12 protein-coding genes and 1 pseudogene are annotated in these 12,926 nt (G+C 71.0%); 12 read left to right on the plus strand and 1 reads right to left on the minus strand.

Translation table 11 applies throughout. From position 1 onward, the window contains the following. The first annotated feature begins 19 nt into the window (after positions 1–19). The 12 genes from ASG32_RS29440 (at position 20) to ASG32_RS29495 (ending at position 11,944) form a co-directional block, all read left to right on the plus strand. Positions 20–1,258, plus strand: coding sequence for an MFS transporter (locus ASG32_RS29440; protein WP_056533355.1), 1,239 nt, complete (start codon positions 20–22; stop codon positions 1,256–1,258). 127 nt (positions 1,259–1,385) lie between these two features. Beyond that, positions 1,386–2,195: an N-acyl homoserine lactonase family protein gene (locus ASG32_RS29445; protein WP_056533357.1), complete on the plus strand. Its 810-nt coding sequence runs from the start codon at positions 1,386–1,388 to the stop codon at positions 2,193–2,195. A gap of 12 nt (positions 2,196–2,207) precedes the next feature. Then, entirely contained in the window at positions 2,208–2,534 is a 327-nt protein-coding gene (locus ASG32_RS29450) for an NIPSNAP family protein (RefSeq protein WP_020093160.1), read from the plus strand. A 55-nt stretch (positions 2,535–2,589) separates the two neighbouring features. After that, positions 2,590–3,462, plus strand: a complete 873-nt coding sequence (locus ASG32_RS29455) for an NAD(P)-dependent oxidoreductase (protein WP_020093161.1) — start codon at positions 2,590–2,592, stop codon at positions 3,460–3,462. A 4-nt stretch (positions 3,463–3,466) separates the two neighbouring features. After that, the gene (locus ASG32_RS29460; RefSeq protein ID WP_056533359.1) at positions 3,467–4,903 is read left to right on the plus strand and encodes an aldehyde dehydrogenase family protein; all 1,437 of its coding nucleotides are present in this window, start codon (positions 3,467–3,469) and stop codon (positions 4,901–4,903) included. A 58-nt stretch (positions 4,904–4,961) separates the two neighbouring features. Beyond that, on the plus strand, positions 4,962–5,363 hold the full coding sequence (locus ASG32_RS29465; protein ID WP_056533361.1) for a carboxymuconolactone decarboxylase family protein: 402 nt from the start codon (positions 4,962–4,964) through the stop codon (positions 5,361–5,363). A gap of 70 nt (positions 5,364–5,433) precedes the next feature. Continuing rightward, positions 5,434–6,810 (plus strand): MFS transporter, encoded by a 1,377-nt coding sequence (locus ASG32_RS29470; protein ID WP_056533363.1) that lies wholly within the window; start codon positions 5,434–5,436, stop codon positions 6,808–6,810. A gap of 2 nt (positions 6,811–6,812) precedes the next feature. Then, a complete protein-coding gene (locus ASG32_RS29475) occupies positions 6,813–7,742 on the plus strand; it encodes an NAD(P)-dependent oxidoreductase (RefSeq protein ID WP_280141623.1) in 930 nt (309 codons plus the stop codon). 9 nt (positions 7,743–7,751) lie between these two features. After that, a complete protein-coding gene (locus ASG32_RS29480; RefSeq protein WP_020093166.1) occupies positions 7,752–8,141 on the plus strand; it encodes a cupin domain-containing protein in 390 nt (129 codons plus the stop codon). Beyond that, positions 8,138–8,902 (plus strand): carboxymuconolactone decarboxylase family protein, encoded by a 765-nt coding sequence (locus tag ASG32_RS29485; RefSeq protein WP_056533369.1) that lies wholly within the window; start codon positions 8,138–8,140, stop codon positions 8,900–8,902. The genes ASG32_RS29480 and ASG32_RS29485 overlap by 4 nt, the downstream gene beginning before the upstream one ends. Before the next feature lie 85 nt (positions 8,903–8,987). Further along, the gene (locus tag ASG32_RS29490; RefSeq protein WP_042672622.1) at positions 8,988–9,680 is read left to right on the plus strand and encodes a GntR family transcriptional regulator; all 693 of its coding nucleotides are present in this window, start codon (positions 8,988–8,990) and stop codon (positions 9,678–9,680) included. A gap of 224 nt (positions 9,681–9,904) precedes the next feature. Then, the gene (locus tag ASG32_RS29495) at positions 9,905–11,944 is read left to right on the plus strand and encodes a molybdopterin oxidoreductase family protein (RefSeq protein WP_056533372.1); all 2,040 of its coding nucleotides are present in this window, start codon (positions 9,905–9,907) and stop codon (positions 11,942–11,944) included. 187 nt (positions 11,945–12,131) lie between these two features. On the opposite strand, the pseudogene ASG32_RS29500 reads toward ASG32_RS29495, so the two are convergent. After that, positions 12,132–12,909, minus strand: a pseudogene (locus tag ASG32_RS29500) (ferredoxin--NADP reductase); the annotation flags it as partial. Positions 12,910–12,926 lie beyond the last annotated feature (17 nt).

A 12,926-nucleotide genomic window follows, 5' to 3' on the forward strand; every position in this document is an offset into this window, starting at 1 on the left:
ACTGGGAGACATCATCATCGTGCCCGGCGCCCCAACCGCGCGCGGCTCAGAGCCGCCCGATACGCTGCCGCGTCCGACCATCGCCGGCAACGTCGCCCTCGGTGTCACGCAGATCGTCCTGTGGGGCGGCACGTTCTTCCTCATCGCCGTCGTCTCGGACCCGATCGTCGCCGAGACCGGCTGGCCGCAGGCGATGGTGGTGGGCGCGCTCTCGCTCGCGATCTTCGTGTCGGGCCTGCCCGCGCCGTTCGTCGGCCGCATGATCCGGCGTCACGGCGGGCGGCCGGTCCTCGTAGCCGGCGCCACGATCATCGCGGCGGGCCTCGTGCTGATGGCGGTCGCGCAGTCCCTCCCGGTCTTCCTGCTCGCCTGGATGGTCGCCGGCCTCGGCATGTCGGCCGCGCTCTACGACCCGCTCTTCGCGGCGATCGGCCAAGCCTACGGCGCCGCCGCGCGCGGGGCGATGACCCAGATCGCGATCTCGTCGGGCTTCGCGGTCTCGCTCTGCTGGCCCGCCACGAGGTTCCTGGTCGATCATGTCGGCTGGCGCGGGGCCTGCCTCACCTACGCGATCCTGTCCGTCGCCCTCGTGGTCCCACTCTTCGCCTGGGCGCTGCCGGCCCGGAGCCGGGGCGCGGTCGAGCCCGCCGCGGCGCCCCGGCCCTACGAGCCGACCGGCTCGACCGAAGCGGCGCGCCTGCCGGCGGAGCGCCTGCTCGCCGTGACCTTCACGATGGCGGCGATGATCATGACCGCCACTTCGGTGCAACTGCTCAACCTGCTGCAGACGCTGGGCGTCGGCGCGACCGCCGCGGTGGCCCTGACCGGCCTGATCGGTCCCGCCCAGGTCGGCGTGCGCGTCGTCGAACTGGCCCTCGGCCGCCGCGCCCACCCGGCCTGGTCCCTGCTCCTGTCGAGCGCCAGCGTCGGGCTGGGGCTCCTGCTGCTAGCGACGATCCCGTCCCTGGCGTGGCTCGCGATGGTGCTCTACGGCGCCGGCAACGGCATGCGCACCGTCGTGCGGGGCACGCTGCCGCTGGCGCTCTACGGACAGGGCCAGTACGCGGCGGCGATGGGCCGGCTCGCCCGCCTCCCGCTCCTCGGCCAGGCGATCACGCCCCTGGCCTGCGGCTACGTCGCCGAACGGCTCGGCCTGCTGCCCTTGCTGGAGGTGATGCTGGCCGTGGCGGCGATCAATCTCGGCCTGTCCCTGTGGGTGTTCGGCTTCGCGATGCGTCGCCCGAGGGCGCCGGCCTGACCGGCGGTTGCGGACCAGATTTTGCCAGATTGACAGATTGTCGGACGATGTGCTCCATTCGGCCCGCGGATGAGAGGCATCCGCGAGGATGAGCCGGGTCAACCGGCCGCCCGAAGGAAACGCCCGCATGGACGCAGAGATCTACGAGATCTACGCGATCAAGTACGCGCATCATCACCGTATGGCCCGCGAGAACTTCATCGGCGGGGACATCCACGACGGCCCGATGCCGATCGACTACTTCGTCTGGGTCGTCGTCGGCGGTGGCAGGACGATCGTCGTCGATACCGGCTTCGACCGCGCGATGGCGACGAAGCGGGGCCGCAGCGTCGTGCGGCCGGTCGAGGAGGGCTTGGCGCGGATCGGCGTCGACCCGCTACGGGTTGAGGACGTCGTCCTGACCCACCTGCATTACGACCACGCCGGCAACCACGACCTGTTCCCGACGGCCCGCTTCCACGTCCAGGAACGCGAGATGGCGTTCTGCACCGGCCGGTGCATGTGCCATCCGGAGGTCCGCCACCCCTTCGCCGCCGAGGACGTGAAAGCGATGGTGGACCGCCTGTTCGAGGACCGCGTCCGCTTCCGCGAGACGACCGACACGCTCTATCCGGGGATCACCCTCCACCGGGTCGGCGGCCATTCGGACGGCCTGCAGATCGTCCGAGTCCGGACCGCGCGCGGCTGGGTCGTACTGGCCTCCGACGCCGCGCACTTCTACGCCAATATCGGTCGCCGGCTCGCCTATCCCATTGTCTACAATGTCGGCGACATGTTCGAGGGCTACCGGACGGTCCGGCATCTGGCCGAGTCCGAGGATCACATCGTCCCGGGCCACGATCCGCAGGTTCTCGCGATCTACCCGCCGGCGTCCGCGGATGTCGCCGGCTGGATCGCGCGCGTCGACCTGCCTCCGACCGCTTCACCGACCTACTGACCGGAGGATTCCATGATCGTCGAGATGCGCGTTTACTATTGCGCCCCGACCCGATTGCCGGCCCTGCTGGAGCGGTTCCGCTCCACCACACTCGGCTTCTTTCAGAAATACGGCATCGAGCAGGTCGGCTTCTGGACCACGCTCGTCGGTCCCGACAACCACGCGCTCACCTACCTGCTCAAGTGGGAGGACATGGCCCAGCGCGAGGCGCGCTGGAACGCCTTCCAGGCCGATCCGGACTGGATCGCCGCCCGCGCCGAGACCGAGAAGGACCGGCCGATCGTCGCCCGGATCGAGAACACCTTCCTCGCCCCCACGGACTTCTCCGCCCTGCGCTGACGGGGACACGCGGCGCCGGGCCAGTCCGGCCGTCGCTCAGAGGGATATTCACGGCATGGAACAGAGAACCATCGGCGTCATCGGCCTCGGCATGATGGGCGATCCCATGAGCCGGTGCCTGGCCCGAGCGGGGCACGCGCTCCGCCTGCTGGACGCGGATGCAGGCCGGACCGACGCGCTCGCCCGGGATCTCGGCGCGGCGACTCTCACGCGGGAGAACGCGTCCGAACTCGACCTGCTGATCACGATGCTGCCGAACTCGGCCATCGTCGAGGCGGTGCTGCTCGACGAGGGCTGGGCCGACGCGCTCCCGGCCGGCGCCACCGTGATCGACATGAGCTCGTCGGAGCCGGTGCGCTCCCGCGCGCTCGGCGAGACGCTCGCCGGGAAGGGGCTCGGCTATCTCGACGCGCCGGTCTCGGGCGGCGTGCGGCGGGCCGTGGACGGCACGCTCGCGATCCTCGTCGGCGGCGAGGCGGATCTCCTCGCCCGCTGGCGGCCGGTGCTGGAGGCGATGGGCTCATCCGTCCTGCATATCGGCCAAGCGGGATCGGGCCACGCCGCCAAGGCGCTGAACAACTTCGTCTCCGCCGCGGGCCTGCTCGCCACCGTCGAGGCGCTCCACGTGGCGCAGCGCTTCGGCATCGCGCCGGAGGCCATGACCGACGTGCTCAACGCCTCGTCCGGGCGCAGCAACACCTCCGAGAACAAGGTCAAGCAGTTCATGCTCAGCGGCAGCTTCGCCTCGGGCTTCTCGCTGAAGCTGATGGACAAGGATCTCGGCATCGCTGGGGCTTTGGCTGACTCGGTCGACTACCCGCTCGGCTTCGGCCGGCACTGCATCGAGACCTGGCACGCCATCGCCGGCGAGGTCGGGCCCGCGGCCGACCACACCGAGATGTACCGCCTGCTGGCCGAGGGAGCCTGAGACCATGGCGCTTACGGACCTGAGCCGCTTCTACATCGACGGCGCCTGGGTCGAGCCGGTTTCGGCCCGGCCGTTCCCGCTGATCGACCCCGCCACCGAGACGGCGTTCGGCACCCTCGCGCTCGGCGATGCTGCGGATGTCGACCGGGCCGTGCGCGCGGCCCGCGCCGCCTTCCCGGCCTTCTCGGAGACGGCGCCCACCGAACGCGTCGCGCTTCTCCGCCGGATCCTCGCGCTCTTCGAAGAGCGGTTCGAGATCTTCGCGGAGACGATCCGGCAGGAGATGGGCTCGCCCATCGGCTTCGCGCGCAAGGGGCAGGCGGCGCGGGGCCCGGCGCACCTCAACGCGCTGATCGCGGTGATGGAGCGCTTCGCGTTCGAGGAGGATCGCGGCACCACCCGGATCCGGCGCGAGCCGATCGGCGTCTGCGGCCTGATCACCCCCTGGAACTGGCCGATCAACCAGATCGTCGTGAAGATCGCCCCAGCGCTCGCGGCCGGCTGCACGATGGTGCTGAAGCCCAGCGAGTACTCGGCGGTCAGCGCGATGCTGTTCGCGCAGGTCCTGCACGACGCGGGCGTGCCGCCGGGCGTGTTCAACCTCGTGAACGGGGACGGCCCCGGCGTCGGCGCCGCGATCGCCGCGCATCCGGGGATCGACATGGTCTCGTTCACCGGGTCGACCCGCGCCGGGATCGAGATCGCCCGGGCAGCGGCCCCGACCATCAAGCGCGTCGCGCAGGAACTCGGCGGCAAGTCCGCCAACATCCTGCTGGAGGACGTCGACTTCGATCAGGCGGTCCGGCGCGGCGTCGCGGCCTGCTGCACGAACTCGGGCCAGTCCTGCTCGATCCCGACGCGGATGCTCGTGCCCCGGGCCCGGATGGAGGAGGCGGCCGCCATCGCGGCCGAGGCGGCGGCGGGCTTCCGGCTCGGCCCGACCGCCGACCCCGAGACGGATCTCGGCCCGGTGGTCAACCGCACCCAGTACGAGCGCGTCGTCGGGCTGATCCGCACCGGCATCGCGGAGGGCGCGCGGCTCGTCGCCGGCGGCCCGGAGCGGCCGGACCATCTCGAGCGCGGCTTCTACGTCCGCCCGACAATCTTCGCCGACGTGACCCCCGACATGACCATCGCGCGGGAGGAGATTTTCGGCCCGGTCCTGTCGATCCTCGCCTACGACAGCGAGGACGAGGCGATCGCGATCGCCAACGGCTCGCGCTACGGGCTCGCCGCCTACGTGCAGGGACGGGACCGCGACCGGGCGCGCGCCGTGGCGCGGCGGCTCATCGGCGGGCAGGTCCACATCAACTACCCGCCCCCGGACGTCCACGCGCCCTTCGGCGGCTACCGCCAGTCCGGCAACGGCCGGGAATGGGGCGAGGCCGGTCTCCAGGAATACCTCGAGACCAAGGCGATGATCGGCTTCGGCCTCGACTGATCCGTCCCGCGCGATGCGGCCGGCGCCCGCGCGCGTCGGCCCCGACCAGGAGAACTAGATGTCCGACGAGAGCGAGCTGTTCGGCCAGGGTTTCGAGAACCGCAAGACCGTCCTCGGCGCCGCCCATGTCGAGAAATCCTGGGCCAATGCCGACGCGTTCAACCGTCCGGTCCAGCGGCTCGTGACCGAGTACTGCTGGGGCGCGGTCTGGGGCGACGAGAAGCTGCCGTTCAAGACCCGCAGCATGCTCAACATCGCGATGCTGACCGCGATGAACCAGCACCACGAGCTCGGCGTCCACGTCAAAGGCGCGCTCAACAACGGCGTGACCCGGGACGAGATCCAGGCGGTGCTGATGCAGGCGCTCGTCTATTGCGGCGCCCCGGCGGCCCTGGCTGCCTTCCGGACCGCCTCCGCGGCGATCGCCGATTGGGACAGAGAGCACGCCAGCGGGCGCTGAGCCCGCACCCGCGCCCAGGTCCGACGCAGTCAGAAAACTCGCGCGGCAGACGAACAGGGAGGGAGACGCCATGTCGGTCACGTCGGCAGCCTTGGCAACGGATACGGCGGGTGCGCGCCCGGCCGCGTCCCAGTCGATCGAGGAGAAGCGGAAGAGCGCCATCCGCGGCGCGTTCTTCTCCGAATACATCGACATGTTCGACATCTACCTGCCGGTGGTCGCGCTGGCGCCGGTGATGTTCATGTTCCAGCCGAAGAACCTGTCTCCCCAGATGGAGACGGTGCTGGCCTCGCTGGTCTTCATCACAACCCTGCTCGGCCGCCCGATCGGCGCGCTCATCTTCGGTCTGATCGCCGACAAGGTCGGCCGCCGGGCCGCCTCGATCTACTCGGTGGCGGGCTTCGGGGTGATCACGCTGCTGATCGGCCTGCTGCCCGGCTACGAGAGGCTCGGCCTCGCCTCGTACATCCTGCTGGTGCTGCTGCGCTTCCTCGACGGCATCTTCCTCGGGGGCGGCTACACCGGGGCGATGCCGCTCGCCATCGAGTATTCCAAGAAGGACAAGCGCGGCTTCGTCGGCGGCCTGATCATCGCGGGCTTCCCGGCCGCCTACGTCAGCATCAACCTCATCACGATGCTGATGTTCTACCTGTTCCCGCTCGACGGGCCCGGGTCGCCCTACACGGTCTGGGGCTGGCGCATCCCCTTCATCGTCGGCGCGGCGCTCGCCGGCCTGCTCGCTCTCTACTACGTCCACAAGGTCTCGGAATCGGAGGTCTGGAAGAAGGAGGCCGCCGCCGGGGACGAACAGGCCGAGGCATCGCCCATGGCGGGCCTGTTCTCCGGGAAGGGCGGGCGCGACCTCCTGCAGGTCCTGCTGCTGATGACCGGCTTCTGGACGACGCAGAACATCATCACGATCTACATGCCGACCGGTCTGCTGGTGAAGACCCTGCACCTCAACGGCTTCGCGCTGACCGCGACGCTGATGATCTGCTACACGATCCTGTTCTTCAGCTACATCGGATCCGGCCTGCTCGGGCAGCTCATCGGCCGCCGGCGGTTCTTCGTGATCGTCGGCCCGCTGATCGCGACGGTGGGCGCGTACATCCTCTACACGCTGACCGTCACGCCCGAGATGGCGTTCGGCACCCGCGTGCTGCTGGTCAGCCTCCTGGCGGTGATCGTGACCTCGCCCTGGGGCGTCATCGTCACCTACATCAACGAGCGCTTCGCCACGGATGTCCGCGCCACCGGCTTCGGCATCGGCTTCAGCCTCTCGGTGGTGATCCCGTCCTTCTACGCCTTCTACATGGACTGGCTGAGCGCGCTGATGCCGCTCGCGCTGACGCCCGTGGCCCTGCTCATCGTCGGCGGCCTGATCGGCACCGTGGGCGCGCTCATCGGGCCGGAGACCAAGGACGTCGATTTCGGCACCGGCCACTGAGCCTGACGCCGCGCGGAGGACGCAGCATGAACGGGAACCGGATCGGCTTCATCGGGCTCGGTAACATGGGCGGCCGCATGACGCGCCGCCTGACCGGCGCGGGGATCGATGTGGTCGGCTTCGACACCGACCAGGAGGCCGCCGCGCGCTGGGGCGCGACGGACGCGGCCTCGATCGCCGCGGTCGTCGGTGAGACGGACGTGGTCCTGATGTCCCTGCCCGACAGCAAGGTGGTCGAGCGCGTCGTGCTCGGCGCGGGCGGGGTCCTCGCGGGCTGCCGGGACGGGCAGATCGTCGTCGACCTGAGCACGGCCTCGGCCAGCTCGACGCGCCGCATCGCCGCGGCGCTGGCCAAGCGCGGCGTCGCCTACGTCGACGCGGGCATTTCCGGCGGCGCCGCCGCGGCCGAGAAAGGCACGCTGACCCTGATGGTCGGCGGCGATCCCGCCGTCATCGACCGGTTGGGCTGGGTGTTCGCGCCGATCGCCCAGAAGGTCGTCGTGATGGGCGGATCGGGGGCCGGCCACACGACCAAGCTGCTCAACAACTTCCTGAACGCGGTCAGCCTCGCCGCCACCGCGGAGGTCATGGTCGCGGGCCGGAAGGCCGGGCTCGACCTGCACCGGCTCCTGGAGGTGCTGAACGCCTCCAGCGGCGTCAACTTCGCGACGCTGAACCGTTTCCCGAAGATCGTCGACGGCGACTACCTGGAAGGCGGCCTGACCGGCAAGCTGATGACCAAGGACGTCGTGCTCTACACCGATCTCCTGCACGAGCTCGGCGTCGCCTCCCTCAACGCGTCCGGCCCGATGGCGAGCTTCGGCCTCGCCACGGCGCTCGGCTACGGCGACGTCATCTCCAACCGCGTCGTCGACGCCATCGGCGACGTCTCCGGCGGTGTCCGGCTCCACGGCAACCGACACGAGAACTGAGAGGATACGATGCAGATCTTCCACGGCCGCGAGAACAGCGCGAAGTCCGAGAGCCGCGGGCCGACCTTCACCGGGCAGGTCTGGGCCGATCCGGTGATGCCGTCGACGGGCGGCGTGATGATCAACAACGTCTTCTTCACGCCCGGCGCGCGGACCTTCTGGCACGCGCACGCGCAGGGCCAGATCCTGCAGGTCACCGCCGGCAAGGGCTGGATCTGCGTCGCGGGCCAGCAGGCGCAGCCGATCCGCGCGGGCGACACCGTCTGGATCCCCGCGGACGAGCGGCACTGGCACGGCGCGGCCGCCGACAGCTACCTGCTCCACACGGCGATCTCGCTCGGCAAGACCGACTGGCAGGACGAGGTGGTCGAGGCCGACTACGCCGGAGCCACGGCATGACCGGGCCCGCGCCGAGCCCGGAGAGCCTCCGGCACACCGTGCAGGGCGAGCTCGGTTACTGGGACGCGGAGCAGGCGGCCCTCGCCGAGCTGGCCCCGGGCTTCCTCGACGCCTGGGCCCGGCTGGCGATGGTCCCCGTGCGCAAGAACCATCTCGGCGCCAAGGACCGCGCCCTGATCGCGCTCTCGGCCGCGACGGCCGCGACCCACCTCTACGCGCCCGGGACGCGCCGCCAGATCCGCAACGCCCTCGATGCGGGCGCGACGGCCGACGAGATCACGGAGGTGCTCGCGCTCACGGCGACCCTCGGCATCCACGCCTGCAACATCGGCGTGCCGCTGCTGCTGGAGGTGCTGGAGGAGGCCGGTCAGCGGAGCGGCCCCGCGCCGCTGACGCCGCGGCAGGAGCAGCTGAAATCCGACTTCACCCGCGACCGGGGCTACTGGCACGCGTTCTGGGACGGTCTCCTCGAACTCGATCCCGACCTGTTCGAGGGCTACCTCGACTTCTCGGCCTGGCCCTGGCGCCACGGCGTGCTCACGCCGAAGATGAAGGAGTTCGTCTACTGCGCCTTCGACGCGGCGGCGACGCACCTCTACGTACCGGGCCTGAAGATGCACATGAAGAACGCCCTCGGTTACGGGGCGACCAAGGAGGAGCTGATGGAAGTCCTCGAGATCGTCAGCCTGATCGGCATGCACGGCGCGGAACTGGCCGCGCCGATCCTGCGCGACGAATTGGCCGCGCGGGGCCGGGGCTGACCGACGCTCGCCGGGGCACGCCTTGCCACCCGAGGCTGCGCCATGCCACCGCTTCGGCTCGCCAGCGATCCCCGAATCCCCAGCGATGAACAAGATCAGGGCCATCCAGCCGGACACGCTCCGGCAAAAGGTCGAGGACGCCGTCCGCGAGGCGATCACGTCCGGCGTCTACGCCCCCGGCGAGCGGCTGATCGAGCGCGAGTTGTGCGAGGGGCTCGGCGTCAGCCGCGCCTCCGTGCGCGAGGCCCTGCGCCGGCTCGAGGCCGAGAAGCTCGTCCACACGGTGCCGCATCGCGGCCCGGTCGTGGCCTCGATCTCGGTGGAGGAGGCGCGTCAGCTCTACGCGCTGCGGGCCGTGCTGGAAGGCTACGCGGCGCACGAATTCGCCACCCAGGCCACGGACGCGGCGATCGCCGAGTTCGGACGCGCTGCCGGTGATCTGCGCGAGGCTGCCGGCAGCGGCGACACGGACCGCGTCCTGCGCGCCAAGGGCGTCCTGTACGACGTGATGCTCAGCCATTGCGGGAACGATCTGGTCCGCGAGACCCTTCGCGGCTTCTACTCGCGGATCAACCTGCTGCGCGCGACATCGCTGATGCATCCCGAGCGGCTGCCGCACAGCCTCGCCGAGATCGACGCCCTCGTCGCGGCCTTCCGGGCCCGGGACGCCGCGAAGGCCGAGCAGCTGGCCCGCCTCCACGTCACCAACGCGTGCGCGGTCGCCCTCAAGCAGCTCGCGTTCCGCATCGCGCAGACGTCCCTCGACGCGGTGAGCTGAGCGCGCGGTCCGCGGGCGCGCAGACCCTGCGCGGGGGAGGGCGGCGAGGTCGCCTCCGCGGCGACGCCCGTGGCCGAGGCGGTCCAGGGGATCGGTGCCCTGTCGGTGATGTCGGGCGCCCTGCGCCGAGCGACCGGCGGCGACACGCCTTGCGGTCCCCCGGCGGAAGGCCCAGAACCGCACGGTCCTTGCTTCCCCATGCTGGCGCCACGGGAGTTCGTCGCTTGGTCCGGACCGTCTGCCCGCACGATTGCCCCTCCGCCTGCAGCCTCGACGTTGAAGTCGCGGACGGGCGCGTCGTCTCGGTCCGGGGCGGCGACAACCCCTACACGGCCGGGGTGATCTGCGCGAAGGTCAGCCGCTACGGCGAGCGCGTCCACCACCCGGACCGGATCCTCCACCCCATGGAGCGCGTCGGGCCGAAGGGCGGCGGGGCGTGGCGCCGGATCTCCTGGGACGCGGCGCTCGACCGGCTGGCCGCGGCCTTCTCCGAGACGGCGGACCGTTGGGGGCCGGAGGCGGTCTGGCCGTACAACTCGGGCGGGACCATGGGGCTCGTCCAGCGCGACGGCATCCACCGGCTGACCCACGTGATGGGCTACTCGCGGCGCAAGCGCACCATCTGCACGGCGGTGGCGATCGCGGGCTGGAGCGCCGGGGTCGGCCGGATCGCCGGGCCGGATCCCCGCGAGATGGCGCTGTCCGACCTGATCGTGGTCTGGGGCGGCAACCCGGTCAGCACGCAGGTCAACGCGATGACCCACATCAGCCGCGCCCGCAAGACGCGCGGCGCCAAGCTGGTGGTGATCGATCCGTACCGCACCGGGACCGCGGCGGCCGCCGACCTTCACCTCGCGCCCCGGCCCGGGACCGACGGGGCGCTGGCCTGCGCGGTGCTCCACGTCCTGTTCCGCGACGGCCACGCGGACCGGGCCTATCTCGCCGCGCACGCGCAGGACACGGCCGCGCTGGAGGCGCATCTGGCGTCGCGCACGCCCGAATGGGCGGCGGCGATCACCGGCCTGGAGCCCGCCGCGATCGAGGCCTTCGCGGCCCTCTACGGCCGCACGCCGCGCAGCTACATCCGCTGCGGTTTCGGCTTCACCCGAAGCCGCAACGGCGCGGTGAACCTGCACGCGGTGACCTGCCTGCCGACCGTCACCGGCGCGTGGCAGCACCCGGGCGGCGGCGCCCTCTGGCAGCACGCCGCGATCTTCAACTGGGACAAGACCCTGACGGAGGGTCTCGACGCCAGGGCGCCGGGCGTGCGCGAGCTCGACATGAGCCGGCTCGGCGCCGTGCTCGCCGACGATCCCGACGCCCTGCAGGGCGGGCCCCCGGTCCGCGCCATGCTGATCCAGTCGGCCAATCCCGCGGTCTCCGCGCCCGACAGCGCCCGGGTGCGCGCCGGGCTCGCGCGGCCGGACGTGTTCGTGGCCGTGCACGAGCAGTTCCTGACGGAGACGGCCGCGCTCGCCGACCTCGTGCTGCCGGCCACCACCTTCCTGGAGCACGACGACATCTACGGGGCCGGCGGCCACAGCCACATCCAGGCCGGCCCCGCGATCCTGGAGCCGCCGGGCGCGTGCCGGTCGAATCACGCGCTTCTCTCAGCGCTCGCCGCCCGGCTCGGCGCGGACCACGCGGGCTTCCGCCTGAGCGCCCGGGACCTCGCCGACGCGACCCTGGCGCGCTCCGGCTGGGGCGGCCTCGACAGGCTGGAGGCGGAGGGCTGGATCGACGCGCAGCCGGACTTTGCCGAGAGCCACTTCCTGAACGGGTTCGGCCATCCCGACGGGCGCTTCCGCTTCGCGCCCGACTGGGCGTCACTGGGCCCGCGCGCGGCCGGGATGCCGTCCCTGCCGGATCACTGGCCGGAGGCCGAGCCCGCCGATGCGGAGCACCCGTTCCGCATGATCGCCCCGCCGGCCCGCCAGTTCCTCAACGCGACCTTCACCAACGTGCCCGAGTCGCTCCGCCGCGAGGGGCGGCCGACCTGCCTGATCCACCCCGCGGACGGCGACCGGCTCGGGATCGGCACGGGCGACGCCGTCGAGATCGGCAATGCCCGCGGCCGGGTCCGGCTGCACGCGCGGCTCGCCGAGGGGCAGCAGCCGGGCGTCGTCGTGGTCGAGAGCCTGTGGCCGAGCGCGGCCTTCATCGGCGGGGGCAGCGGGATCAACGCGCTGATCGGGTCCGCGCCGGCCGCGCCCAACGACGGCGCCGCCTTCCACGACACCGCGGTCTGGGTCCGCGCGGCCTGAATCCCGGACCGCACCGGGCTGAGGCCGAACCGGCCTGCGCGGGCGCGCTATTTCTCGACGAAGGCCTTCTCGATGACGTAGTGGGCGGCCTCGCCGTGGTTGCCCTCCTCGTAGCCGCGGGACGTCAGGAGCTCGCGGGTGTCGCGGATCATGTCGGGGCTGCCGCAGAGCATGAAGCGGTCGTTCNTGAGCCCGGTCCGCTCACGCACCTGCGGCCAGCGAACCAATCCAGCCTCGCCGTGGTTGCCCTCCTCGTAGCCGCGGGACGTCAGGAGCTCGCGGGTGTCGCGGATCATGTCGGGGCTGCCGCAGAGCATGAAGCGGTCGTTCTCGATCGCCATCGGCGGCAGGCCGATATCCTCGAACAGCTTGCCCGAGACCATCAGGTCGGTGATCCGGCCGCGGTTGCGGAACGGCTCGCGGGTCACGGTCGGGTAGTAGACCAGCTGGTTCGAGATCATCTCGCCCAGGAACTCGTGGCGCGGCAGCGTCTCGGTGATGGTCTCGCCGTAGGCGAGTTCCTGCACCTGCCGGCAGCCGTGGACCAGCACGACCTTCTCGAACCGGTCGTAGGCCTCGGGATCCTTGATGATCGACAGGAACGGCGCCAGSCCGGTGCCGGTGCCCAGCAGGTACAGGTTGCGGCCCGGCAGCAGGTTGTCGAGCACCAGYGTGCCGGTSGGCTTCTTGCCGACRATGATCGGGTCGCCGACCTTCAGGTGCTGCAGCTTCGAGGTCAGCGGGCCGTCCTGGACCTTGATCGAGAAGAACTCCAGCTCCTCCTCGTAGTTGGCCGAGACCACCGAGTAGGCGCGCAGGAGCGGCCGGCCCTCGACCTCCAGGCCGATCATGGTGAACTCGCCGTTGCGGAACCGGAACGCCGGATCCCGCGTCGTGCGGAACGAGAACAGGTTGTCGGTCCAGTGGTGGACCGACAGAACGCGCTCCTCGTAGAACTTGCTCATCGACGGATCAGTCCTCG

The organism is Methylobacterium sp. Leaf361 (assembly GCF_001424445.1).
Taxonomy (GTDB): Bacteria; Pseudomonadota; Alphaproteobacteria; order Rhizobiales; family Beijerinckiaceae; genus Methylobacterium.

Excerpts from the sequence above, each read along its gene's own strand:
- ASG32_RS29470 (WP_056533363.1), top strand. The coding sequence starts at position 5,434 with ATGTCGGTCACGTCGGCAGCCTTGGCAACGGATACGGCGGGTGCGCGC.
- ASG32_RS29455 (WP_020093161.1), top strand. The coding sequence starts at position 2,590 with ATGGAACAGAGAACCATCGGCGTCATCGGCCTCGGCATGATGGGCGAT.
- ASG32_RS29465 (WP_056533361.1), top strand. The coding sequence starts at position 4,962 with ATGTCCGACGAGAGCGAGCTGTTCGGCCAGGGTTTCGAGAACCGCAAG.
- ASG32_RS29445 (WP_056533357.1), top strand. The coding sequence starts at position 1,386 with ATGGACGCAGAGATCTACGAGATCTACGCGATCAAGTACGCGCATCAT.
- ASG32_RS29485 (WP_056533369.1), top strand. The coding sequence starts at position 8,138 with ATGACCGGGCCCGCGCCGAGCCCGGAGAGCCTCCGGCACACCGTGCAG.
- ASG32_RS29460 (WP_056533359.1), top strand. The coding sequence starts at position 3,467 with ATGGCGCTTACGGACCTGAGCCGCTTCTACATCGACGGCGCCTGGGTC.
- ASG32_RS29490 (WP_042672622.1), top strand. The coding sequence starts at position 8,988 with ATGAACAAGATCAGGGCCATCCAGCCGGACACGCTCCGGCAAAAGGTC.
- ASG32_RS29480 (WP_020093166.1), top strand. The coding sequence starts at position 7,752 with ATGCAGATCTTCCACGGCCGCGAGAACAGCGCGAAGTCCGAGAGCCGC.
- ASG32_RS29450 (WP_020093160.1), top strand. The coding sequence starts at position 2,208 with ATGATCGTCGAGATGCGCGTTTACTATTGCGCCCCGACCCGATTGCCG.